This is a genomic window from Mediterraneibacter sp. 210702-DFI.3.120 (assembly GCF_020561005.1).
GTDB lineage: Bacteria > Bacillota > Clostridia > Lachnospirales > Lachnospiraceae > Mediterraneibacter > Mediterraneibacter faecis.
The window spans coordinates 14,495-39,265 of the sequence record NZ_JAJCNG010000013.1; the positions used below are offsets into that span (position 1 = coordinate 14,495).

The 24,771-nt window shown below is 39.9% G+C and carries 30 protein-coding genes and 1 pseudogene; 30 read left to right on the plus strand and 1 reads right to left on the minus strand.

Annotated features, from left to right (window positions below; genetic code table 11):
* The first annotated feature begins 218 nt into the window (after positions 1-218).
* The 21 genes from LI162_RS08380 to LI162_RS08480 all read left to right on the plus strand — a co-directional run bounded on the left by LI162_RS08380 (position 219) and on the right by LI162_RS08480 (position 17,482).
* A complete protein-coding gene (locus tag LI162_RS08380) occupies positions 219-533 on the plus strand; it encodes a YdcP family protein (protein WP_005363246.1) in 315 nt (104 codons plus the stop codon).
* 14 nt (positions 534-547) lie between these two features.
* Positions 548-934 (plus strand): YdcP family protein, encoded by a 387-nt coding sequence (locus LI162_RS08385; RefSeq protein WP_227156265.1) that lies wholly within the window; start codon positions 548-550, stop codon positions 932-934.
* A 137-nt stretch (positions 935-1,071) separates the two neighbouring features.
* A complete protein-coding gene (locus tag LI162_RS08390) occupies positions 1,072-1,605 on the plus strand; it encodes a hypothetical protein (protein ID WP_227156267.1) in 534 nt (177 codons plus the stop codon).
* A gap of 98 nt (positions 1,606-1,703) precedes the next feature.
* The gene (locus tag LI162_RS08395) at positions 1,704-3,107 is read left to right on the plus strand and encodes an FtsK/SpoIIIE domain-containing protein (protein ID WP_227156269.1); all 1,404 of its coding nucleotides are present in this window, start codon (positions 1,704-1,706) and stop codon (positions 3,105-3,107) included.
* A 188-nt stretch (positions 3,108-3,295) separates the two neighbouring features.
* Complete coding sequence (mobT, locus tag LI162_RS08400) at positions 3,296-4,495, plus strand: MobT family relaxase (protein WP_255616118.1); 1,200 nt, start codon at positions 3,296-3,298, stop codon at positions 4,493-4,495.
* A gap of 4 nt (positions 4,496-4,499) precedes the next feature.
* Positions 4,500-4,631: a DUF3789 domain-containing protein gene (locus LI162_RS08405; RefSeq protein WP_118638329.1), complete on the plus strand. Its 132-nt coding sequence runs from the start codon at positions 4,500-4,502 to the stop codon at positions 4,629-4,631.
* Complete coding sequence (locus tag LI162_RS08410; protein ID WP_005363222.1) at positions 4,631-4,852, plus strand: hypothetical protein; 222 nt, start codon at positions 4,631-4,633, stop codon at positions 4,850-4,852. Before LI162_RS08405 ends, LI162_RS08410 begins: the two co-directional genes overlap by 1 nt.
* Before the next feature lie 71 nt (positions 4,853-4,923).
* The gene (locus LI162_RS08415; protein WP_118638328.1) at positions 4,924-5,382 is read left to right on the plus strand and encodes a hypothetical protein; all 459 of its coding nucleotides are present in this window, start codon (positions 4,924-4,926) and stop codon (positions 5,380-5,382) included.
* A 65-nt stretch (positions 5,383-5,447) separates the two neighbouring features.
* The gene (locus LI162_RS08420) at positions 5,448-5,690 is read left to right on the plus strand and encodes a hypothetical protein (RefSeq protein ID WP_227156271.1); all 243 of its coding nucleotides are present in this window, start codon (positions 5,448-5,450) and stop codon (positions 5,688-5,690) included.
* On the plus strand, positions 5,672-6,166 hold the full coding sequence (locus LI162_RS08425; RefSeq protein ID WP_182457068.1) for an antirestriction protein ArdA: 495 nt from the start codon (positions 5,672-5,674) through the stop codon (positions 6,164-6,166). Before LI162_RS08420 ends, LI162_RS08425 begins: the two co-directional genes overlap by 19 nt.
* Before the next feature lie 23 nt (positions 6,167-6,189).
* Positions 6,190-6,678, plus strand: coding sequence for an antirestriction protein ArdA (locus LI162_RS08430; RefSeq protein WP_118638325.1), 489 nt, complete (start codon positions 6,190-6,192; stop codon positions 6,676-6,678).
* A 123-nt stretch (positions 6,679-6,801) separates the two neighbouring features.
* Positions 6,802-7,191: a conjugal transfer protein gene (locus LI162_RS08435; RefSeq protein WP_118638324.1), complete on the plus strand. Its 390-nt coding sequence runs from the start codon at positions 6,802-6,804 to the stop codon at positions 7,189-7,191.
* On the plus strand, positions 7,178-9,628 hold the full coding sequence (locus tag LI162_RS08440) for an ATP-binding protein (RefSeq protein WP_227156273.1): 2,451 nt from the start codon (positions 7,178-7,180) through the stop codon (positions 9,626-9,628). The genes LI162_RS08435 and LI162_RS08440 overlap by 14 nt, the downstream gene beginning before the upstream one ends.
* A gap of 5 nt (positions 9,629-9,633) precedes the next feature.
* Positions 9,634-11,763, plus strand: a complete 2,130-nt coding sequence (locus tag LI162_RS08445; RefSeq protein WP_227156275.1) for a CD3337/EF1877 family mobilome membrane protein — start codon at positions 9,634-9,636, stop codon at positions 11,761-11,763.
* Positions 11,760-12,764: a bifunctional lytic transglycosylase/C40 family peptidase gene (locus LI162_RS08450; protein WP_227156277.1), complete on the plus strand. Its 1,005-nt coding sequence runs from the start codon at positions 11,760-11,762 to the stop codon at positions 12,762-12,764. The genes LI162_RS08445 and LI162_RS08450 overlap by 4 nt, the downstream gene beginning before the upstream one ends.
* A 15-nt stretch (positions 12,765-12,779) precedes the next feature.
* Positions 12,780-13,685 (plus strand): conjugal transfer protein, encoded by a 906-nt coding sequence (locus LI162_RS08455; RefSeq protein ID WP_117605952.1) that lies wholly within the window; start codon positions 12,780-12,782, stop codon positions 13,683-13,685.
* A gap of 221 nt (positions 13,686-13,906) precedes the next feature.
* The gene (locus tag LI162_RS08460) at positions 13,907-14,461 is read left to right on the plus strand and encodes an RNA polymerase sigma factor (protein WP_118177788.1); all 555 of its coding nucleotides are present in this window, start codon (positions 13,907-13,909) and stop codon (positions 14,459-14,461) included.
* Positions 14,458-15,195 (plus strand): hypothetical protein, encoded by a 738-nt coding sequence (locus LI162_RS08465; RefSeq protein WP_117605953.1) that lies wholly within the window; start codon positions 14,458-14,460, stop codon positions 15,193-15,195. Before LI162_RS08460 ends, LI162_RS08465 begins: the two co-directional genes overlap by 4 nt.
* Position 15,196: 1 nt before the next feature.
* Positions 15,197-16,069, plus strand: a complete 873-nt coding sequence (locus LI162_RS08470; RefSeq protein ID WP_227156278.1) for an ABC transporter ATP-binding protein — start codon at positions 15,197-15,199, stop codon at positions 16,067-16,069.
* Positions 16,069-17,235, plus strand: coding sequence for an ABC transporter permease subunit (locus LI162_RS08475; protein ID WP_117605955.1), 1,167 nt, complete (start codon positions 16,069-16,071; stop codon positions 17,233-17,235). Before LI162_RS08470 ends, LI162_RS08475 begins: the two co-directional genes overlap by 1 nt.
* Before the next feature lie 46 nt (positions 17,236-17,281).
* Complete coding sequence (locus tag LI162_RS08480) at positions 17,282-17,482, plus strand: cysteine-rich KTR domain-containing protein (RefSeq protein ID WP_117980623.1); 201 nt, start codon at positions 17,282-17,284, stop codon at positions 17,480-17,482.
* A 66-nt stretch (positions 17,483-17,548) separates the two neighbouring features.
* On the opposite strand, the gene LI162_RS08485 is transcribed toward LI162_RS08480, so the two are convergent.
* Complete coding sequence (locus tag LI162_RS08485; protein ID WP_117739535.1) at positions 17,549-17,905, minus strand: helix-turn-helix domain-containing protein; 357 nt, start codon at positions 17,903-17,905, stop codon at positions 17,549-17,551.
* Between the two features lie 567 nt (positions 17,906-18,472).
* On the opposite strand from LI162_RS08485, the gene LI162_RS08490 reads away from it, so the two are divergent.
* From LI162_RS08490 to LI162_RS08530, 9 genes and pseudogenes are all read left to right on the plus strand, one after another.
* Positions 18,473-18,889: a sigma-70 family RNA polymerase sigma factor gene (locus LI162_RS08490; RefSeq protein ID WP_087287479.1), complete on the plus strand. Its 417-nt coding sequence runs from the start codon at positions 18,473-18,475 to the stop codon at positions 18,887-18,889.
* A 2-nt stretch (positions 18,890-18,891) separates the two neighbouring features.
* Positions 18,892-19,128, plus strand: coding sequence for a helix-turn-helix domain-containing protein (locus tag LI162_RS08495; protein ID WP_117605958.1), 237 nt, complete (start codon positions 18,892-18,894; stop codon positions 19,126-19,128).
* Positions 19,129-19,625: 497 nt separating this feature from the next.
* Entirely contained in the window at positions 19,626-20,477 is an 852-nt protein-coding gene (locus tag LI162_RS08500; RefSeq protein WP_117682563.1) for a metallophosphoesterase family protein, read from the plus strand.
* A gap of 297 nt (positions 20,478-20,774) precedes the next feature.
* The gene (locus tag LI162_RS08505; RefSeq protein ID WP_008393050.1) at positions 20,775-22,388 is read left to right on the plus strand and encodes a recombinase family protein; all 1,614 of its coding nucleotides are present in this window, start codon (positions 20,775-20,777) and stop codon (positions 22,386-22,388) included.
* Positions 22,384-22,596, plus strand: a pseudogene (locus tag LI162_RS08510) (cell filamentation protein Fic); the annotation flags it as partial. The gene LI162_RS08505 and the pseudogene LI162_RS08510, both read left to right, overlap by 5 nt.
* An 84-nt stretch (positions 22,597-22,680) precedes the next feature.
* Positions 22,681-22,851 carry a hypothetical protein gene (locus LI162_RS08515; RefSeq protein WP_227156280.1) on the plus strand — a complete coding sequence of 57 codons (171 nt, stop codon included), beginning with the start codon at positions 22,681-22,683 and terminating at the stop codon, positions 22,849-22,851.
* Positions 22,848-23,054 (plus strand): hypothetical protein, encoded by a 207-nt coding sequence (locus LI162_RS08520; protein WP_117826295.1) that lies wholly within the window; start codon positions 22,848-22,850, stop codon positions 23,052-23,054. Before LI162_RS08515 ends, LI162_RS08520 begins: the two co-directional genes overlap by 4 nt.
* A 29-nt stretch (positions 23,055-23,083) precedes the next feature.
* Positions 23,084-23,761, plus strand: a complete 678-nt coding sequence (locus LI162_RS08525) for a response regulator transcription factor (RefSeq protein ID WP_227156322.1) — start codon at positions 23,084-23,086, stop codon at positions 23,759-23,761.
* Positions 23,754-24,653 (plus strand): sensor histidine kinase, encoded by a 900-nt coding sequence (locus LI162_RS08530; RefSeq protein WP_227156282.1) that lies wholly within the window; start codon positions 23,754-23,756, stop codon positions 24,651-24,653. The genes LI162_RS08525 and LI162_RS08530 overlap by 8 nt, the downstream gene beginning before the upstream one ends.
* Positions 24,654-24,771: the final 118 nt, after the last annotated feature.

Genomic DNA, 24,771 nt, shown 5'->3' on the forward strand with positions numbered 1-24,771 from the left:
ACCGCCGGAAACACATTTATTTTAGGAAAATCAGCATATGCCTGATATTTTATCTAACTTCTGCTTGATTACGATTTATCTTTCTGAATGGGGATTGTCAAGGGTGCTTTCAGCACAACGCCTGCCCTTGATAATTCACAGGCAGACAGATATTATCCCGACAGCAGAATGACACAATCAATCTTTAAAAATATAGAAAGAAAAGAGGTAAACAATTTATGGAATTAAAACACGTTATCCCAAACATGGAAAAAACATTCGGAAATTTGGAGTTTGCAGGTGAGAATAAGGTGGAACAGCGTAGGATCAACGGACGTATGACGGTAGTTTCCCGTAGCTTCAACCTTTATTCGGACGTACAGAGGGCAGATGATATTATCGTGGTGCTGCCTGCTTCTGCCGGTGAGAAGAACTTTGAATCAGAGGAAAAAGTGAAACTTATCAATCCCAAAATCACCGCAGAGGGTTACAAAATCGGTACAAGAGGATTCACAAACTATATCTTATCGGCTGACGATATGGTGAAAGCATAAGGAGGTAAAATTTTATGAGATTAGCAAACGGAATCATTATTGACAAGGAAAAGACTTTCGGGGTATTGAAATTCTCCGCATTAAGACGAGAGGTACATATCCAGAATGAGGACGGTACGGTTTCTGAAGAAATCAAGGAACGCACCTACGATTTGAAGTGTAAAGAGCAAGGACGCATGATACAGGTGAGTATTCCGGCTTCTGTTCCATTAAAGGAATTTGATTACAATGCAGAGGTGGAAATCATCAATCCTGTAGCTGACACGGTGGCAACCGCTACATTTCAAGGTGCAGACGTTGACTGGTATATCAAGGCAGATGATATTGTCTTGAAGAATAAGAACGGTCAGACAGCCGGAAATCCGCAAAATCATAACCAGCAACCACAGCATAAAAAATAAGCGTAATTCTATTTTGCTTGAAAGCGGTGTTAAATAACTGTATAATATTGTTAGAAATCAGTGTCAGACAGTATTTATAAATAAATTTATCTATACCTATGACTATCTGGTCAAATTATTGATAAGGAAGAAAAAACATGGCAAACGATATTTTCTCTAAAGTAAACTTAGATAATTTTTCCTCTCTTGATTTATCACGTACAACGAATATGGCATTAAGCGTTCAGGCAGAAATAGAAGAAAATAACAAACTAATGAAACAAGCAGCTGATGAAGCCTATAATAATCGTCAAAAAATGCAAAAAGCGATTGAGCAAACAGCAGTTAATACCGCAGAAACCAATCTTCAATTACACAAAGTTGTAGAAAATCAAAATGCCTATATTGATATTTTGAAAAATCAATTATCTGTACAAACACAGCAGCTTGAATTTAATGAACAACAGTTGTCAATTCTCAAAAATATTTTTGCTTCTGGCGAGGATGGTGTAGCTGTTGAAAAAGAAATCTTGAATCTTATACAAGAACAAATAGATTCAAGTCATCCACTTTGGGATTATGTTAAAGATAAAGGTGGAGATGTTGCAGTAGCTGGAATTACTGCTGGTGTGCCTGTTTTATATAATGCAATTAAGATGTACTTGGCTTCAAAAGGAATACAGTTACCATAATAAATATTTTTGATTTATATTATAATTTCATATTCAATACCATAAGCAGTTAGTCTGTAAAAGATTAGCTGCTTTTTTCATGGAAAGGAGGATTTTATATGCCACAATTCAATAAACGTGGGAATCGAATCAGAGCCAGTGACAAATCACTGGTTTTTCGTTTCTCTTTTGGTTCACTGCTCCTGCTGTTCTTTGCGGTGGTTATGCTGCTGAACCTAAAGTCAATCATCACTACGGACTGGAAAGCAATCTCACTTTTTCAAGATGGCAGCGTCCATTTGACAATCATGCCATACAGGATAATGACTATCGTTGTGGCGGCTCTGGTCTGTGTGCTGGCTGCCCTTTTCTATCGCAGATTCCAGTATGACAGAGTGAAGCAGCTCTTTCACCGTCAAAAGCTGGCTCGTATGCTGTTGGAAAATGGCTGGTATGAATCGGAATCCACACAGGATAGCGGATTCTTCAAGGACTTGCCAGCTACTACTAAAAAAGAGAAAATCACCTATTTTCCAAAACTGTATTACCGTATGGAGCATGGACTTTTATATATCCGTACAGAAATCACATTGGGGAAATATCAAGAGCAGCTTTTACACTTGGAAAAGAAACTGGAAACAGGCTTGTACTGTGAGCTGGTTTCCAAAGAGCTGAAAGACAGCTATGTGGAATATGTGTTGCTCTATGATACGATTGCGAACAGAATCACTATCAATGAGGTACAGGCTGAACATGGCAGCTTGCGTCTGATGAAAAATGTCTGGTGGGAGTATGACAAGCTCCCACATATGCTAATTGCTGGCGGCACTGGTGGTGGTAAAACCTACTTTATCCTTACTATCATTGAAGCTCTGCTCCGCAGCAATGCGGTCATGTATATTTTAGACCCAAAGAACGCCGACCTTGCGGATTTGTCCGTTGTCATGTCGGAAGTCTGGTACAAGAAAGACGATATAACCGCCTGTATTGACAGGTTCTATGACGGTATGATGGCAAGAAGTGAAGCAATGAAGCTCATGGAGAATTACAGGACAGGTGAAAACTATGCCTATTTAGGACTATCGCCCCACTTCCTTATCTTTGATGAATATGTGGCGTTCATGGAAATGCTCACCACAAAGGAAAATGCTGCTGTCCTTAACAAGCTGAAACAGATAGTCATGCTCGGACGACAGGCAGGATATTTTCTCATTCTCGCCTGTCAGCGTCCAGACGCAAAGTATCTCGGTGATGGAATCCGTGACCAGTTCAATTTCCGTGTGGCTCTTGGGCGTATGTCGGAGCTTGGATACAGTATGATGTTCGGTGAAGTAGACAAGGACTTTTTCTTGAAGCAGATTAAGGGGCGTGGCTATGTTGATACGGGAAACAGTGTCATATCCGAGTTTTACACTCCCCTTGTACCCAAAGGACATGACTTTTTAAAAGAGATAGGAAGATTGTCACAAAACAGGCAGGACGGACAGGCGGCGTGCGGAGCGAAAGACGCAGGTACGGACTAGCCTGTGTTGGGGTAGCGTAAGCCGCCCCAACCATCTGCCCCCGTTATCTAACAGGGGGGCACAAATCAACAGGAAACAGGCAACAAAATATCGGAAAGTCCTTGAAAACAGAGGACTTTTCAAACATTCAAGGGAGTGTGACAAAATCGGTAACTGTCACATTCCTTTTTTGATAGGAGGGATTTTATCTGAATGATACCGACTGGATAAACAAACTCAAAGAAAAACGGACGCAGTACGGCGTTTCCCAGAATCGTCTTGCGGTCATGGCTGGTGTCAGTCGTGAGTATGTCAGCAGGGTTGAATCTGGAAAAGTAGCCTTGACGGAAGAAATCAAGGGGAAATTCACGGACGCTCTGGAAAAGCTGAATCCAGAGAATCCGCTGGAAATGGTCTTGGATTACGTCAGAATCCGATTCCCCACACAGGACATTCGGCACGTGATTGAAGATATTCTGCAATTAAAGCTGGACGTGATGATACATGAGGACTACGGGTTCTACTCCTATGCGGAACATTATGTCTTGGGTGATGTGTTCGTGCTGGCTTCACCCGATAAGGAAAAAGGCACATTGCTGGAGCTGAAAGGCAAAGGCTGTCGGCAGATGGAAAGCTACCTGCTGGCACAGCATAGGAGCTGGTATGAATTTCTCATGGACGCTCTGGTGGAGGGAGGTGTGATGAAACGTCTTGACCTTGCCATCAACGATATGACAGGAATCTTGGATATTCCAGAGCTGACAGAGAAATGCAACCATGAAGAATGTATTTCCGTATTCCGCAGCTTCAAGAGCTACCGCAGCGGTGAGCTGGTGAGAAGCAATGAACAGGACAGATACGGAATGGGAAATACGCTTTATATCGGTTCGCTCAAATCGGAGGTTTATTTCTGTATCTATGAAAAGGATTATGAACAGTACGCAAAGTATGACATAGCCATTGAAGATACGAAAATCAAGAACCGTTTTGAAATCCGGCTGAAAAATGAGCGAGCCTATTATGCTGTGCGTGACCTGCTGACCTACCATGACGCAGAACGTACCGCTTTTAACATTATCAACCGTTATATGCGGTTCGCTGACAGGGAGGTGGAGAAAAGACGCAGCGAATGGCAGACCAATGAAAAATGGGCGTACTTTATCGGCTCTGATCGTGGGCGTTTGAAACTGACGACCAAACCAGAGCCCTATACGCTCACAAGGACGCTGAACTGGATAAGCAGGCAGGTGGCTCCCACTTGGAAAGTCTTAGAGAAGATTGACAGTAAAAATGGCACGACTTATCTCAAAGATATTTTAGACCATGCGAAGCTCACGGAGCGTCACAAAAAGCTGATTGAACAGCAGACAACCTCTACGGAGGAAATGATTACAGAAACGGAGGAATGACAACATGAAGCATATCTTATTTGATTTATTCCTGTTCTCACTTGGGGCAGGATTCGGTGTAATTACCATGTGTCTTATGCAGGCAGGAGCAACCGCAGACAAAGAAATTGAAATGATGGAAAGGAGCAAAAAATAATGAATTTCGGACAGAACTTATACAACTGGTTTTTATCTAACGCACAGAGCTTGGTACTTATGGCGATTGCGGTTATCGGCGTGTATCTCGGATTCAAGCGTGAATTTTCCAAACTGATTGGATTCTTGGTGATTGCCTTAATCGCTGTCGGCTTGGTATTCAATGCTGCTGGCGTGAAAGACGTACTGTTGCAGCTATTCAATAAGATTATCGGAGCGTAATATATTGTTATCCCTCCTAGAGTTTTGATATACTAGAGAAAAGTCAATCTAAATCTGGGAGGGATAACCTTATGCTCCAATATGCTATAAAGAAAAGTTTTGAAGAAATGCAATCAGTAATTAAACTTGCTGAAACTGATTTAAACAATGATGAATTGAAAAAAGAAGTCAATTACAGAGTTGGTACATTTTTACATTGGCTATTAGATTATTATGAGTGGTTAGAAAAGACCTATGAAAAAAAGTTGGATAAGAACGATATTTCTTTTTTTAGCGGATTAAGATATGCAAATAATAAATTAAAACATGACCCTACCGTAATACAAATCTATGAACGTACAGGAGGTTTTTCTTTTCCGATTACATTTCCGCTATCCATTGAAAAAATTGAGTTTAAGTGGGGAAAGATTGATGTAGAAAAAAATCCAAAACGCCAAAATCAATATAATAATTACATTACTTATATTGAGGGGAAAGAAATCATCATTGTATCACAAAAGGCATTGAAACGACTAGATAATTATAAGTAGAACATACGAACAGCAGCTAAATAGTTGCTGTTTTTGTTTGCCAAAATCAAAGATTGGAGGACAACATGAAAACAGATATTTTTGAGGATATGAAAGAATGTATCGGCTGCAATGATGTTTCCGACCTGCCTTACCGCAAGCGTGAGGTATGGGAAGAAATCAAACGACAGCTACCGCTTAAATATCCTAAAGAACAGTTAGAAAAGTTTTCTCATTATGTGTTCGGTGTAGATTATGCTGTTATAATGGGAATACTGGAAATGAAAGGAAGTGACAGACCATGCAGGAAATGCGAGTTTACCTGTTAAATAATACAAAACCTTACCATGACGAAGACGATGGTTACTCTGGCGACTGGTTCAACTGCCCTGTGGATTTTGAGGAAGTCAAGGAAAAACTCGGCGTGGAACATGAAGAACAGATTGAGATTGCCGACTATGAGCTGCCCTTTGACTTACACAGCGATACGCCGCTCTGGGAAATCAACGCCAACTGCCGCATGGTGCTTGAATTGGAGGGTACGCCTATCGGCAATGAAATGAAAGCCATTCAGCAGAAATGGTTTTCCAGCTTCGAGGAATTTATCGACCACAAAGACGAGATACGCTACTATGATGTAGGTGACGGTGCAGCTCTGGCAGAATACCTTATCTGTGAGGAAAACGTATTTGGTGAGATTCCTCACGAACTGCAAAAGCACATAGATTATCATTCCTATGGAAGTGAGCTGGAACTGGACGACAGATACTTATTCACCACAAGCGGCGTGTTCCGCTACCAGTAAAGGGGTGATGTGGTATCGAAGAAATGCGAATCTATATTGCCAATCTTGGGAAATACAATGAGGGTGAGCTTGTAGGCGACTGGTTCACGCCGCCCGTTGATTATGACGAGATGGCAGAACGTATCGGCTTGAATGACAGGTACGAAGAATACGCTATCCATGATTATGAGCTGCCCTTTGAGATTGACGAGTACACCTCGATTGAGGAAGTCAATCGCCTTTGTGCAATGGTGGAGGACTTACCAGCGGACATACAGGACGAGTTATCGGAACTTCTCTGCTGTTTCAGCAGCATAGAGGAATTGTGCGAACACGCAGACGAGATTATCCACTATCCCGATTGTGACGATATGACAGACGTTGCCTATTACTTCATAGATGAATGTCAAAGTCTGGGTGAGATACCAGACAGAATCCGTAATTACATAGACTATGAAGCATACGGGCGTGACCTTGATATAGAGGGGCGTTTTGTCGTCACCAATCATGGCGTGTTTGAATTTCCATATTGACAACAACTGAATATTTTACTATCTGCCAGTGAAATGACACTGGTTATTTTTATACAGCAGCCTTGAAACACAGGCTGCTGTTTCCATGTAAAGAAAAATCTTCAAAGAAAGGAGCTGTGAAAATTGAAGAAAATCAAAAGCTATACAAGCATATGGAGCGTGGAGAAAGTCATTTACGCAATCAACGACTTTCAGCTCCCGTTCCCTGTCACGTTCAGCCAGATGGCTTGGTTTGTGGTGTCGCTGTTCGTGGTGATTCTCTTTGGGGAACTTCCGCCCTTTAACATGATTGATGGTGCGTTCCTCAAATACTTTGGAATCCCTATAGCGTTCACTTGGTTCGTGTCGCAAAAGACCTTTGACGGAAAGAAGCCTTTTGGATTCCTAAAATCCTGTGCGAGCTTTTTTCTCCGACCAAAAGTGACCTATGCTGGAAAAGCCATCAAATTGAAAAATGAGAAATTCAATCCCGTTATTACGACAGTTAGGAGTGTGATGTATGTTCCCGATTAAATATATCGAAAACAATCTGGTGTTCAACCATGACGGTGAGTGCTTCGCCTACTATGAGCTGACACCTTACAATTATTCGTTCCTGTCACCAGAAGAAAAGTACATGGTGCATGACAACTTCCGTCAGCTTATCGCCCAGAACCGTGACGGGAAAATCCATGCCCTACAGATTGCCACGGAGGACAGCTTACGTGCGGTACAGGAGCGTTCCAAAAAAGGAATCACAGGCAGGTTAAAAGAGATTGCCTGTAAAAAGGTAGACGAACAGACAGAAGCGTTGGTTGAAATGATTGGGGAAAATCAGATTGACTACCGCTTTTTTCTTGGATTCAAGCTGCTGGTGAATGAGGAAGAAATCAGCTTCAAGGGTATGCGAAAATCAGCGGCTATGACCTTTACGGATTTTATCTATGAAGTCAATCACAAGCTCATGGGTGATTTTGTTTCCATGAGCAATGATGAAATCAACCGTTTTCTAAAGATGGAAAAACTCTTGGAAAGTAAAATCTCACGCCGCTTTCAGTTCCGCAGGCTGGATAAGAACGATTTCGGGTATCTCTTGGAACATATCTACGGGAATACTGGCGTTGCCTACAGTGATTACAGTTATGACCTCCCGATAAAGAAACTAAAGCGTAAAACACTGGTGAAGCGATATGACCTTATCCGTCCGACACGCTGCATGATTGAAGAAAATCAGCGATACCTAAAGATGGAGCGTGAAGATCAGACAACGTATGTTGCCTACTTCACGATAAACAATATCGTGGGTGAGCTGAATTTCCCGTCAAGCGAGATATTTTATTACCAGCAACAGCAATTCACGTTCCCTGTTTCAACTTCTATGAATGTGGAGATTGTGACGAACAAGAAAGCATTAACTACAGTTCGTAACAAGAAAAAGGAATTGAAAGATTTAGATAATCACGCTTGGGAATCCAATAACGAAACGGGAAGTAATGTGATGGACGCTCTGGATTCGGTGAATGAGCTGGAAACGAATTTAGACCAGTCCAAAGAATCCATGTATAAACTCTCTTATGTTATTCGTGTAGCTGCGGATTCTCTGGACGAGTTGAAAAGACGTTGTGATGAAGTCAAAGACTTCTATGATGATTTGAATGTGAAGCTAGTTCGCCCATTCGGGGATATGTTGGGACTGCATGGTGAGTTTATCCCGTCAAGCAAAAGATATATCAATGATTATATCCAGTATGTCACTTCTGACTTTCTCGCTGGACTTGGATTCGGTGCGACACAACAGCTTGGGGAAACGGACGGAATCTATATCGGTTATAACCTTGATACAGGAAAGAACGTCTATCTGAAACCTAGCCTTGCGGCACAGGGCGTAAAGGGTTCTGTGACAAATGCTCTTGCGGCTGCTTTTCTCGGTTCGCTCGGTGGTGGGAAATCATTCTGTAACAACCTTATCATCTATTATGCGGTGCTGTTTGGAGGAAAAGCGGTCATTGTAGACCCAAAATCAGAGCGTGGCAACTGGCAGGAAACGCTACCCGACATTGCACAGGAAATCAAGATAGTCAACCTTACCAGTGAGGACAAAAACAGAGGACTTCTTGACCCGTATGTGATTATGAAGCGAACAAAAGACGCTGAAAGTCTGGCGATTGATATTTTGACATTCCTTACAGGTATTTCCTCCCGTGATGGTGAGAAGTTCCCTGTATTAAGGCGTGCGATCCGTTCTGTGACACAGAGCAAGAAAAGAGGATTGCTCCGTGTCATTGATGAGCTTCGCAAAGACGGTTCTCCTGTGGCAGAAAATATCGCAGGCCATATCGAGAGCATGACTGATTATGACTTTGCACACCTTTTGTTCTCGGACGGTGATGTGGAGCAGTCCATCAGTTTAGACAGGCAGCTCAACATCATACAGGTGGCAGACCTTGTATTGCCGGATAAGGACACGAAGTTTGAAGAATACACCACAATGGAGCTGCTTTCTGTGGCAATGCTTATCGTTATCAGTACCTTTGCCCTTGATTTTATCCATTCCGACAGGAGCATTTTTAAGATGGTGGATTTGGACGAAGCGTGGACGTTCTTACAGGTGGCACAGGGGAAAGCACTTTCTAACAAGCTGATTCGTGCCGGACGTTCCATGAACGCCGCTGTTTACTTCGTCACGCAAAACTCTGGTGATGTGGACGACGAAAAAATAAAGAACAATATCGGCTTGAAGTTTGCTTTTCGTAGCACAGACATAAAGGAAATCAAGAATACCCTTGAATTTTTCGGCGTGGATAAGCAGGACGAGGGAAACCAGAAACGACTTAGGGATTTGGAAAACGGGCAATGCCTGTTTCAAGACTTGTACGGGCGTGTGGGCGTTATCCAGATTCACCCTGTATTCTCTGACCTGTTCCATGCCTTTGATACCAGACCGCCAGTGCAGACAGAAGAAACGAGGTGAAGCCTATGCGTAAGAAAAAGATAATTCGCTGGCTGCTCATTACTCTTGCGGTGATTCTCGGCGTGCTGGTGATTTTATCCATCACAGGAACAGTGGCTTATGCGGCTGGACTGGTGGATAATACAGTGAGTGACGCTAACGCCTACTCTAAATATCCCCTAGAGAATTATCAGCTTGACTTTTACGTTGACAGCTCTTGGGATTGGCTACCGTGGAACTGGCTTGATGGAATCGGGAAAAGTATTCAGTATGGCTTGTACGCTATCACAAATTTTGTCTGGACGGTGAGCCTTTATATCTCCAATGCGACAGGCTATGTAGTACAGGAAGCCTACAAGCTGAACTTTATCTCTGATACTGCAAGCTCCATTGGAAAGAACATTCAAACGCTGGCTGGCGTGACTTCCAGTGGCTTTTCCAACGAGGGGTTCTATGTGGGATTCCTGCTTATCCTCATTCTGGTAATGGGTATCTATGTGGCATACACAGGACTGTTAAAAAGAGAAACCACAAAAGCCATTCATGCGGTTATCAACTTTCTTGTGGTATTTATTCTGTCAGCGTCCTTTATTGCCTATGCCACAAACTATATCAGCAAAATCAATGACTTTTCCGCAGATATAAGCAGCTCGGCATTATCGCTCGGTACAAAAATCGTGCTGCCCGATTCCAACAGCAAAGGAAAAGACAGCGTAGATTTAATAAGAGACAGCCTGTTTTCCATACAGGTGAAACAACCGTGGCTGCTTTTACAGTACGGGGAATCGGATATAGAAACGCTCGATTCTGAGCGTGTGGAAAGCCTGTTATCGGAAAGTCCAGACACGGACGACAGAGAGGACGTTGTGATTGAGGAAATCGAGGATAAGGACAATGACTATTTGAGCGTCACAAAGACCATGACCCGTTTAGGTATGGTAGTGTTCCTGTTTATCTTCAATATTGGTATCTCGGCATTTGTCTTTCTGCTTACCGGCATGATGATTTTCTCGCAGGTGCTATTCATCATTTACGCCATGTTCCTGCCGATTAGTTTTATCCTCTCCATGATACCGACTTATGAGGGCATGGCAAAAAAGGCTCTTACGAAGCTGTTCAATACCATTATGATGAGAGCCGGAATCACACTGATTATTACCACAGCCTTTAGTATCTCGACTATGTTTTATTCCATTTCCTCCGGCTATCCGTTTTTCATGGTGGCATTTCTACAGATAGTCACCTTTGCCGGAATCTATTTTAAATTAGGTGACTTGATGGCAATGTTCAGCCTGCAATCTTCCGATACACAGCAAGTCAGCAGACGAATCATGCGACACCCGTATATGTTCCTCAACCGCAGGGCAAGACGCTTGGAGCGTAAAATCGGTAGGACAATGGCGGCTGGTGCTGCTGGCGGTGTAGCTGGTGCGGCGGCTGCTTCTGCTTCTACGAAAAAGGCAGACAATACCAAACAGACAGGTAATACGCATACCAGAGCAAATCACAATACTTCTGCTTCTTCCAGTGGAGGTAACAGCAAGCCGCCAGCTCTGCCGGATTCCAAATCACAGAAGCCGCTTGCATTGCCGGATAAGAAAAGTCAGACGGATTCCTCACAGACCATACATAGTTCACAAAGCAATACACAGGAATCACAGTCTACCTCAAAGCGTGGAATTGTGGATAAAAAATCGGTATCGAAACAGCCGCAGTCAGAGAAACAGAATCCGCAGCGTCCGATTGTGGATAAGGAGCGACAAAGCAACGGATCAGCGACAAAGAGAGCTGCCCCGGTGCATGAGCGACCAGCCACAACGCCTGTTCCTGTAAAATCGGATTCACAGGTGGCAGCTTTAAAGCCGGAGCAGAAAGTCAAAGAGCGTCCTGTCACAGTGACAAAGGAGCAGCCACAATCAAGCAAGAGTAAAGAGCCTGTGACAAAATCACAGGAGAATGTAAGAACACAGGTTGTCAGAGAATCCCGTCCGGCAGATAAACAGACTTCATCAGCAGTAAATAAACATTCACAAGCTACCACAGATATTTCAAGGCAAACGGTACAACGTCAGAAGCAGACAAAGACGGTTCAGAAAAAGACCACAAATCAATCAACAATGAAGAAATCTACCAGTAAGAAAGGCGGCAAGAAATGAAGTTAAGGCATTTTGCTGTGTTCGGTGGGATTTTCACAGTGATTATCTGTCTGCTTCTGTTCCTGTTTATCGTGACCGCAGATGATGAAGAAAGCGGCTCTTCCAATTTTGATTTTTCTGGACTGAATCTGTCACAGGAAGTTTTGAAACATCAGCCTACGGTAGAAAAATATGCAAAGGAATATGGAATCTCCGACTATGTGAATTATCTGCTTGCGATTATGCAGGTGGAATCTGGCGGCACTGGCACGACAGACGTTATGCAAGCCAGTGAATCACTTGGATTGCCGCTTAATTCCCTTTCCGTAGAGGAATCCATCAAACAGGGGTGCAAATATTTCTCGGAACTGTTGAAATCCGCAGAATCAAAAGGCTGTGACATCAACACAGTGGTACAAGCCTATAATTATGGCGGCGGCTTCATTGATTATGTGGCGAAACATGGCAAGAAATATACCTTTGAATTGGCTGTCAGCTTTGCAAAGGATAAGTCCGGCAGCGTGAAAGTCACCTATAAAAACGAGATTGCCATAAAAGAAAATGGCGGCTGGCGTTACAAGTACGGAAATATGTTCTATGTGAAATTAGTCAGCCAGTATCTTGCTGTGCCTAGTTTTAGTGACGCAACCGCACAGGCAATCTTCAACGAAGCGTTAAAGTATCAGGGCTGGAAGTATGTGTTTGGCGGCAGCAATCCCAACACTTCTTTTGACTGTTCGGGATTGGTTCAGTGGTGCTATGGAAAGGCTGGTATCAGCTTGCCCCGTACCGCACAGGCACAGTATGACGCTACGCAGCACATAACACTATCACAGGCGAAAACTGGTGATTTGGTATTCTTCCATTCGACCTATAACGCTGGAACATATGTAACACATGTCGGTATCTATGCAGGAAACAACAGAATGTATCACGCTGGCGACCCTATCGGCTATGCAGATTTAACAGGCTCGTACTGGCAGCAACACTTGATTGGTGCTGGACGGGTGAAAACCAAATAAGAAAGGAATGGTACTATGATATTTAAGAAAAAGGAGAAAGAACCGAAACCGAAGAAAGAGAAACGTGTGCCTGTGATGAAAGTCGGCACACACAAGAAAACCGTGATTGCCTTATGGCTGGTGCTGATTGCAAGCGTCAGTTTTGGGGTGTATAAGAACTTCACCGCTATTGATATGCACACGGTACATGAGAAAGAAGTCATTGAACAACGTATCGTTGATACCAACAAGATAGAGAATTTCGTCAAAGCATTTGCGAAGTCCTACTATTCTTGGAGTAATACGCAGGAATCCATTGAAAAAAGAACCACAGCTATCAACCAGTATCTTACAAAGAGCTTGCAGGATTTGAATGTTGATACGGTACGACAGGATATACCCACAAGCTCTACGGTGACAGACGTTAAGATTTGGGATATAAAACAGGCTGGAACAACCGACTTTACCGTTGTCTACTCGATAGATCAGACGGTAACGGAGGGAGAAACTTCTATCGTCTACACTTCCGCTTATATGGTGGTGGTTCATGTAGATGGTGACGGGAATCTGGTTATCATACAGAATCCAACCATCAGCAGCATACCAACAAAATCCAGCTATGAACCAAAAGCGCAGGAATCAGATGGAACGGTGGACGCTGCCACGACGGAGGAAGTGACAGAGTTCTTGGAAACATTCTTCAAGCTCTACCCTACCGCAACAGAAAAGGAGCTTGCTTATTATGTATCGGGGAATGTTCTTAAACCTGTGAATTGTGATTATGTCTTCTCGGAGCTGGTAAATCCCATCTTCATACAAGATGGGGAACAGATAAAAGCGTCAATATCGGTGAAATATCTCGACCAGAGGACGAAAGCAACGCAGATTTCACAGTTTGACTTGACGTTGGAAAAAGATAGTAACTGGAAGATTGTAAAATAGATTTTGAATAGGAAATTGTCAGCAAGGCTATGTAGGCAATTTCCTACTTTATTATGTTATAGTAAACATAGTCAACTAACAAATTGTAAATCGGAACGATTTATTATCAAGAAATTAGCGAACGCTATATAATATAAATTATAAAAATTTTTGCTATATTTAAATGTTTTTTCAAAGAAGCTTGTTTATTTAAAGTGAAGGATATCCTATTTATAAAGAAGGTGAAGGAAATTAATGATTATTTACTGATAGAGAAAATAAAGAAAGGGGATACAGATGCATGGGAAGTATTGGTTAATAAATATTATAATCAAATTTATTGCTATTGTGTTCGAAGATGCTATGGTAATCGAAGTGTGGCAGCCGATTTGACACAAGATATTTTTTTAAAACTTGTTACATCAATTAATACCTTTCGTTATTCGGGTAAGTTTTACAACTATCTATTCACAATAGCTGTAAATACCTGTAACAATTATTGTACCAAAAAATCTTTGAATCAAACAGAATTGAATGATTCGGTTTTCTCTACTGATGTAGAAAAGTCAATGATTGATAACATAATAGAAAATGAAAATAGTATTATTATCCAGAAAGCTTTAGATACACTTCCAGATATGCAACGTGAAGCAATCATTTTAAAGTACTATCATGATTTTAAAGTTAAAGATATTGCGAAAACTACGGGGGTAAGTGTTCCTACAGCTCAATCACGTATTCAACAAGGATTAAAAAAATTGAGTAAATTACTGGACAGAAAGGAGTTTTTAAAATGAATGAGGATATCATTAAAAAAATTAAAAACTATCCTATAGATATTGATGGACAAACACGTGAACATATTATTTCTCTAGGCAAAGAACAAATTATTACTAATCAGATAAAGCAACATTCATACTTTAATTTATTTCTATCTACGCTACGTTTTATTTCCGTACGTAGCTGGATAGCACAATTTATTATATTGATATGTGCTATTTTTATTACATCAAACCTTTCCTCTCTTCATTCAATAAATGAAATTATGCAAATCCTTACGTTTATTTTGATTGTATCCATACTTTTCTTTATTGATGAATTATTTAAAAGCTTTACAACAGGAATGTGGGAATTGGAGCAAACATTGAAGTATGAGTTACGTCAACATACAATAGTCAAGTTATTGATTATGGGATTAATAGATATGATACTTGTATTTTTGATGTCTATTATAGTACAACCCACACTTTCTATATCGCTATTAAACATATTATTATACTTGCTTGTTCCTTATAACTTAATTTGTATCATTTTGTTTTCGATTCTTACTATGTGGCGAAACAAAATGTACAATTATGTTTTATGGTTTGCTTCTGGTTCAATCGGAGTTGCATTTATTCTTGTTACAAATATTTTTAATGTTTATGAGCAAAAAATAGTTTATTGGGCCGTAACCTATTTGCTCACAACTATCATTCTAGGGCACATTATTTATTCACAGGCACGAACAATTAGATTGGAGGTTGCATAAAATGGAGCTTACTTTACAAAATATAACAAAAAAATATGAGAGGGTATTAGTGTTGAATGATATTTCTTTAACATTGAAACCGGGCATTTATGGCTTATTAGGAGCAAATGGTGCGGGAAAGACAACTTTATTTAGAATTATTTGCAGACTTATGGAGCCTACTCATGGAAGCATAAAATTCAATGGCAAAAATGTAAATCAGCAAGCGGAAGCATATAGAACAAATTTAGGATTTTTACCTCAAGATTTTAGTTATTATCCGGATTTTACGGGTATGAGATTTATGTTATACATTGCGGCTCTAAAGGGTCTGAATAATACTGTGGCAAAAAAACGTTCTTTAGAATTACTTAAGCAAGTTGGTTTGGAGGAAATGAAAGACATAAAAATAAGAAAATATTCTGGAGGAATGAAACAAAGACTTGGAATTGCACAAGCAATGCTCAATAATCCTCAAATTCTGATATTGGATGAGCCTACCGTTGGACTAGACCCAAAAGAAAGAGTTAAATTCAGAAAATTAATCAGTTCTTTTGCTAACAATAAAATCGTTATATTATCTACACACATTGTAGCTGATGTGGAATATATTGCGAATGAAATTATTGTACTGAAGAAGGGAATGATTTTGAATAAAGGTACAACAGATATACTCCTAAAAGAAATTCAAAATCATGTGTGGGAATGTTTCGTAAACATGGATCAAATAAATCTTTTTGAGGATAAATTTATTGTGAGTAATCGGAAATATACGGAAAATGGAGCGGTTCTCCGCATTGTTTCAACAAACCAACCAGCTTTAAATGCAAAAAAAGTTGAGCCATCATTAGAAGATTTATATTTATACTATTTTCGTGAGGAGGGAGAAAACTGATGAAAATTATAAAGTTTGAATTTGAAAAAGTCCTTAAAAATAAAATTGTCATAGGAAGTTTAGTAATAAGTTTTATTGTTCTTCTAGGTATTTTCTTTGTTGGATATAACTATTCACAATTCAAAATGAGTGAAAGAAATAATGTCAACAAAGGATTTCCTAAAAATATAGATACTATCATCAGTCAAAAATATGCGGGGGACTTTACAGACAAAAAAGTACAAATGATATTATCTGATTCTATGAATCAGTTTCAGGAAAATGAAGAGAAAGGAGTTACCGATAAACCTTTTTATTTATTCTACTGGCAAATGGGCGACAATTTTTTTGACGATGACAGCGAAAATATTTACACAGAAATGATTCAAAAAGTAAAATCCGGAGAAAGACTATTGCTAGATGATGTATCAGTTCATTCGATTCGTGATTTAGGATTCACAGAATTTGAAAAGCCTTTACAAATAGGTAATTATGTTCCGTGGACAGATTTCTTTTCAGTAATTGGAAATATAAACCTGCTCATATGTGTTTTGACTATTTTAATTTGCTCTACAATATTTTCCAATGATACTTCAAAGAATGTGAATCAAATTTTATTGATTACCAAATTAGGCAGAAATAAAATGATTTTTGCGAAGATTATTGTAGGAACGGTGATTCCTCTATGTACATTGATTTTATTTCATCTTCTGAACGCAGGCATTTTTTCGCTCATGTATGATACTAGCGGGTGGAATTCAAGTATTCAGACAAATTTGTCAATGGGGTTATTTCAGTTTCCTGTTGAATGGAATCATTTGCAAACATACTTAATTGTTGTGCTTTTGCAAAGTATAGGAATTGTATTTGTTTCTAGTTTTACATTATTGATTTCTTCCTTTGCAAAATCACCTATAACTTCACTTTCTGTTTCATTGGGTATGTTTTTACTACCACAACTACTTTTGCAGATATTCAGAAAAGGAATATTAAATAAGCTATTATATTTCTTTCCTATTAACAATTTAAATGCTCAAAAAACTCTGGAATTACTAAGTTCAGAAAAATCATTTTTGATGAGTTCATTTATTCAGAATTTAATGGTAGTCTTTTTGTTTTTGATTACTTTGAAAATTATTTTTGATTTTATCACTTACAGACATATGAAATCATGGCATTTTTCATAAAACTGAATTTTCAGAAAGGAAACAACAAACTCTGTTAATGATATTTATGAATCAAACAAAGGAAAAAATAGAATGGTTATTATGTCCAATCTGTAGTAATAAAACTAGATTGAAAGTACGAAAAGATACGGAATTAATAAATTTTCCTCTATTCTGTCCAAAATGCAAAAAAGAAAGCTTAATCAACGTAAACAATTTAAAAGTAACCATTGTAAAAGAGCCAGACGCAAAGACGCAGAGCCGATAATACCGAGAATGAGTTAAGAATTTCTTGGGTTATCGGCTTATTTTATTGAATATGCAAGGTGGAGGATTACTTGTCCTCCACTTCCTTTGATTTGATGATTCCGTCAGCAACGCTTTCCATGATAACCAAATCCTTATCGGACAAGTTATCAAGTCGTTTTTCCAACTGTCGTCTTCTGGTGCTTTTTTCCAGATCAGACGCAGGCAGGAAAAATTCATCAACGGAAACATTAAGTAATGATACAAGGTCATAGAACACCTGTAAACTTGGGTGTTGCCCTTTGTTTTCGATATTTGTTAAATAGCGTGGGTCAATCTCAATCATTGCTCCCACTTGCTCACGAGTTAATTTTTGCTTTTTACGAGCTTCTTTGATTGCAAGACCAAAAGCTCTAAAATCATATTTATCTTCTTTTTTACGCATATGTAATCACCTTACTATATTTTACTGTTCCTGTTGATTTTCTAACAGGTATAGAAAAACGTATAGTATGGTTTGTGAGTTCCTATTATGCGTATAAAACCAAAAAAGGTACTGCCTAGCGGTAAATAAAAAAACCGTTATTAACAGTATCATTTTTGCGTGTCAAAAAATATCATTACTTCAATGGCGGTTTGATAAGCCGCCTTTTTCTTTTTCCATCAAAAAACAGCATATTGGTTTAGCGGCTTTGGGAGGTAGCCGCATTGAAAGACCTGTATAGCCGACATTTTTCGACAGATTCGTTATTATCAAAAAAATCTTAACTTTCAAAGCGGCACAAAATACCCTTGAATGTGGTTTTTCACATTATATAGCAGGAACAATCGTAAAAGCACAAGAACAGCATTTCTTTTATGCTCTTGTGCTTTTTTGCTGCTTAAAAATTTTTTTCAAATTCTTTTCTGAAAACGCAACAAATAGCTGCTGCGTGGGTAGCTACTGTGCGGAAAGGGGGATAGAGGGAAAACAACCCTTATTCACTCTCACGCAGAAAGGAGGTGAAAAACTATGAAGTCATCTTCTTTCGAGCAGGCTATTCAAGCACAGTTTGATTGCCTTACAAAGAAAGTCATTAAAAGAGCAGCAATGAAGTATAACCGTGATATATCAAGACGCTTGAAGCATGAAGTTCCATTTTCTGAAATATCAGATTTGGAATTGAATAAAGCTGGCGTTTACGACAAGTATTCCAGCGATTATACAGCGTTCAATGTTCTTGGCATGGAAGTACAAGTATCTGACGACCAGTTGAGTAAAGCACTCAAATGTTTACCAGAGAGAAAACGAAATATTATTTTGTTGTCATACTTTATGGATATGTCTGACGCAGAAATTGGAGAGCTTATGAATGTGGTTCGTACCACTGTTTACCGTCACAGGACAAGCACTCTGGAAGATTTACGAAAAATGATGGAGGAGGAATAAAAGTGGATAATAGCACAAAACACATACCGTTTGCTGTGATTGTGGCGGCTACTATTGGTGATGAAGCTGCAATACAGAAAATCTTGGATTTTTATGACGGTTACATATCAAAGTTGAGCTTACGCAAATTGTATGATGAATATGGAAATGTCTACATGGTAGTGGATTCTGAATTGAAAGGCAGAATACAGGCTGCGGTAATGGATATGATTGCAAACTTTGAGATTATCGTAATTTAACCATTCCGACAGGCGGAGCTTTTCTCCCTTTCCCTATGCTCCGCTTGTCAATCTATGAAAGTCTATTATTTCAGATAATGGATTTTCACAGACTGACAAATACAGTCGGGTGTTCTTTGACAACTGAATAAAGCAATCAGATACGTTTGATATGCAGCGAGCCAGCGGAAATTGTACGCCATGACCTAAAAAAGCGAGCGATTCATGCAATGAGCCGAGAGCGACTTGTGGAATGGTCGTTCTGCCATGACCTGTATATCTGAATAATGATACACTCGCATGGTGCGGTTCTGCTCATAGGAATGAGAATGGTGAAAGTCCAGTGGAGCTTCTAAAGCCATCTGACTGCTTCGGAAACACACAGTAAAGGAGGTGCATAAGGCAAAAATTTTGCAGTCTGTATGTCAGATATAAGCTGCTGATAATCTATCTCTGATATGGTATACTTTTAACTATGATTAGGAAGAAATGCTGTATTAAAAGGGGTAGAAAGTGATATGAAGATATTGTATGTTACAGATTTACACGGAGATAAAAAGAAGTACAGAAAGATTCTGGACGTAGCCATTGAAAAGGAAATCAAAGTCATTGTAAATGGCGGGGATATGTTACCAAAACAATGTGACCGCCACAGTGAGCAATCGTTTTTTATCAATGGATTCCTTGATGAATATTTTGAGGAACTGAAAAAGCAGGACATCACATACCTTGCCATGCTTGGAAATGATGATTTACTGGCAGCAGATGAAATGTTTGACAATCTTTGCGACAGATTTGAAAATGTCAGCAATATAGCTGGTAGGAAATTTTCTGTCAATGGATATGAATTTATCGGCATGAACTATATTTTAGACCATCCGTTCGGTTGTAAAGACAGGGTTGTTACAGAAACACATTATATTCCGCAGCGTCAGTTAAGTCCTGTAGCCGGAATCTCTAATGCTGTTGATTATGACAGGATTTACAACTGGCTGGAATATTCCAGAACAGAATTACCGCATATGTGTGATGTGCTGAAGAAACTTCCATTGCCGGACGATAGACAAAAAGCGGTTTACGTTATGCACATGCCGCCTGCGGGATTGAGATTAGGACAGTTGCGCTATCAAGATTTGGATATAGGCTCTGTTGATATTTACGAATTTCTGAAAGAAAAACAGCCACTTCTTTCTCTGCACGGACATATACATGAAAGTCCTGACACAGAGAAAGGAAAGTGGATAAACCAGATTCATCAGACAACCTGTATTCAGACTGGACAGACGGAACTTAATGACAAATACATGGTTTATGCGGAGATTGATTTGCAGGAAAAGAAGTATGAACGCAAAGTAATCAGTGTAGATTAGCAGAAAGACACCAGAAATGGTGTTTTTTTGTTGGAAGAAATGAGGTGGGATTATAGGAAAAACAGTACAGTCCAATACAATAAAAATAGGAAATACGACCTTTTATGTAACGTCAGTGTTCTCCGGTACAGTGGATTTGCAGCATTTGATTAAAAGGCTGATTCAAAAGGAAATCGAGCAGGAAAACAATGGATATTAAATTGAGAACAGTGTAATAAGCGGCTGAAAATAATTAAGTAGCGTGGTATAATATTAACAGGATATAAGTTGTTTGTTTGCTGTTGGAAAGGAGTAAAAATGACGAAACAGCAAGCAAGATTAAGAGTTAGATTATATGCACGTTTATCCAAAGATGATGGTGACGCTGATAAAGAAAGCAACAGTATCACAAACCAGTTGCAAATGCTCCGATATTATTCAAAGGAAAAAGGATTTGAAATCATTGACGAGTATGTAGATGATGGCTATTCCGGCACAACATTCAACAGACCGGATTTAAACCGCATGATTGAGGACGCTATGGAAGATACACAGCCTAGTGGAATCATGGTAAAGGATATGTCAAGGTTCGGTCGCAACAATGCCATGTTCATGTATTACGTGGAAGAAATCTTCCCGAACAATGACATTCTCTTTATCGCACTGAATGATGATGTTGACACAAGATATGAGGATAACGAGATGATGCCATTCAAATCTATTATGAATGAGTATTATGCACGTGATACCTCAAAGAAAATCCGAAGCGTCAAGAAAACAACTGCTTTAAGTGGCGGGTTCTGCGGTTCATTCGCTCCGTATGGTTATAGGGTTGACCCGAACAATAAGCGTAAACTACTGATAGACCCGGAAACAGCGCCTATCGTCAAGCGTATTTTTGAAATGTCGAAACAGGGAAACAGTGTTCATCAGATAGCAAGAACATTGTGTGAAGAAAAGATTTTGATTCCGAGAGCCTACAGAGCAATGAAGAATGGCACGCTGGAAACAAGCACAGGGTTCCGATTCCCTACCGACTGGGTTGGAAAAAATGTTAAGATGATTTTGGAAAATCAAGTGTATCTCGGTCATATGGTATCGCACAAGACACAGACAAAATCATTCAAGAACAGAAAACTGGTAGCGGTTCCTAAGGAAGATTGGATTGTTGTAAAAAACACCCATGAAGCTATCATTGATGAAGAAACCTTTGAACTGGTACAGAAATTCATCAGTGTAAAGAAAAGACCAAATAAGACTGGACGACCAAATATGTTTGTGGGGCTTGTAAAATGCCCGGACTGTGGACGCAATATGGCGTTCTCCAATCCAAACGGGAGAGAGCCGAGATTTCGTTGCAGGACATATGCCAGAAACAGCAACCTCTGCACAACTCATGCAATTTCCTATGACGCATTAGTGAAGATTGTCATGGACGACATTCAAAAGCATATCAAGAATATGGAAACATTAGGCGACCAGTTCATTGAAGAAATGAGGGTGTTGAGTGAATCCGGCGGCGGTAAGAAAATCAAGCAGTTTAAACAGGAATTGGAACTGGCAGAAAAGCGTATTGCTGAAATTGACAGTATCATAATGAAGCTGTTTGAGCAGAATGTAGCAGGAAAGATTTCTGATGGACGTTTTGAGAAAATGTCTGTAACTTATGAAAATGAGCAGAGAGAACTTGAAGAAAGGCGTAAGGCATTAAAAGAGAAAATCGAAGCCGAGGACTACAAGACGAAAAATACAAACCAATTTTTAGAAACCATACGCAAGTATGAAAACGTAACAGAGTTAAACCGTTCTATGCTGGTTGAACTGATTGACAGTATATATGTGTATCAAGCAGAGGGAACCGGCAAAGAACGTACTCAAAAAGTGGAAATCAATTATAGATTTCTTTGTGAGTCCCAATGTGGTATTGCATGATGGAAACGGCCGTGTAGGCAGATTGATTATGTTTAAGGAATGTCTGAAATATAATATCGTGCCGTTCATTATCGAGGATAATCTGAAGATGTTCTACTACCGTGGACTGAAAGAGTGGAACAATGAGAAAGGTTATTTGACAGATACCTGTCTGACCGCACAGGATAAGTATAAGGCGTATTTGGATTATTTTAGAATTGCATATTAAACGTGATTCAAAGTGAAAAATTTGCGCTTTGAGAAAAATAATAATATACATTTTAAAGACGGGAGTAAATACATGTTCTATAAAATGATAGAAAATAAGTGTACGCAATGGTATGAATCAGAACGGTGTACGGTTAAAAACTTAATTGAGTATATAGAGAAAAAAGGGCAGATGCGTGATGTTCAGATTGAGGCTATTAAGGTATATCTGTTTCAGAATCCAGCGGCTGCGCATTATTTGAATATGCATGTTTGACAAATGATAAAGGTGAACAGGTATATGAAAAACTGGAAAAACAGATAAATCATCAGCCGATTTCTGAGTTGTTTGGTCTTGTTGCTGTTACTAATGCGGAGAAAGTAATTCTTGAGCGTATTCAGGAAAAACAGGGACAGATAAAAGAGTATTTAAAGAATATTATGGCTGAAATAGCTCTGATAATAAGGAGGAGCGAATGATAGATATAGAAAAAATGGGAGTGAGATATATGGAGCAATTACTGATTGTTGAAGATGATATCGGTTTGAATCAAGGCTTATGCAAAGCGCTGAAAGCAGATGCTCGGCAGATCATTTCCTGTCAAGACCTAAAAACGGCGAAGGAGCAGCTACTTTGCGGCGGTGTATCCCTGATCCTGTTGGATATTAATCTGCCGGATGGCAGTGGGCTTGAGCTGCTCCGGGAGATCAAGGAAAACACGCCCGGGATTCCTGTTATTCTGCTGACTGCCAATGATACTGATTTGGACATCGTAGACGGATTGGAGAGAGGCGCTGATGATTACATTACCAAGCCCTTTTCTCTTTCGGTTTTGCGGGCAAGGGTGAATACCCAACTGCGAAAGCAAGCGTCAAACCATAAAAATGCGCCGATTTGTATTGATCTTTTTCAATTTGACTTTGAGGCGATGACCTTTTATGCGGGAGATTCAAAAGTAGAATTGAGCAAAACAGAACAAAAATTACTGCGTCTGCTTGTTGAAAACCGAGGTCGAACCATGACACGTGGAAACCTTGTAGACCGGATTTGGACAGATGGCGCAGAATATGTGGATGAAAATGCTTTATCTGTTACGATCAAGCGTCTGAGGGATAAGCTTGGTGCACAGAAATACATTAAAACCGTCTATGGAATCGGTTATAGCTGGGTGACAAAAGATGAATAGAACCGGCATTGTGATCATACTGCTGTGTTTTCTGGCGGCGGTAGCTGTTGTATTATGGGAGCGGAGAAAGGCCAGAAAAACGATGGAAGAAATCGAAAGGATGCTGGACGCTTCTATGATTGGCTCCTTTTCTGAAACCAATTTTGATGAAAGCCGGCTGTCTGCTTTAGAAACAAAGTTTGCACACTATCTTTCTGCCGCAGAAGCATCTTCTCGAAATGTAGCGCAGGAAAAAGACAAAATCAAATCCTTGATTGCGGACATTTCGCACCAGACGAAAACGCCGATTGCAAACCTGCTGTTATACAGCGAGCTTTTAATGGAGGAAGCGTTTCCTGTATCGGCGAAGGCAAATGTCGAAGCGCTGTACAAACAATCGGAAAAGCTGCGATTTTTGATCGATTCTCTCGTAAAGCTTTCCAGACTGGAAAACGGGATCATTTCACTTGCCCCTCAGCAAGCAGCGCTACAGCCACTGCTTGAAAGCGTAGTAGAACAATATACCGCCAAGGCTTCTGAAAAAGGATTGTCTTTGCAACTGCAGGATACCGATGCTTTTGCTGTGTTCGACTTCAAATGGACAGCGGAAGCGCTGGCTAATATCGTAGACAATGCCATTAAATATACAGAGCATGGCACAATCAGAATTTCTGCCGTAAGTTACGAAATGTTTGCAAGGATCGATATATCGGATACTGGCACAGGCATTTCGGAAAGTGAGCAAGCGAAGATATTTGCTCGCTTTTACCGCTCAAATAGTGTGCAGAAACAAGAAGGTGTGGGCATTGGCTTATATCTTGCCCGACAGATCATATCCGGCGAGGGCGGTTATATCAAGGTTGCTTCCGTTCCGGGAAAAGGAAGTACGTTTTCCATATTTCTGCCGAAATAACAACAATTCTTTCAAAACTGTTAGATTTTTTTGCGCCCTCGCAAGAATGTGGAAAGAATCCTATGCGATAATCTGTATGTGTAAAAGGATCATTTCCTTTCATACATACAGATTTTTT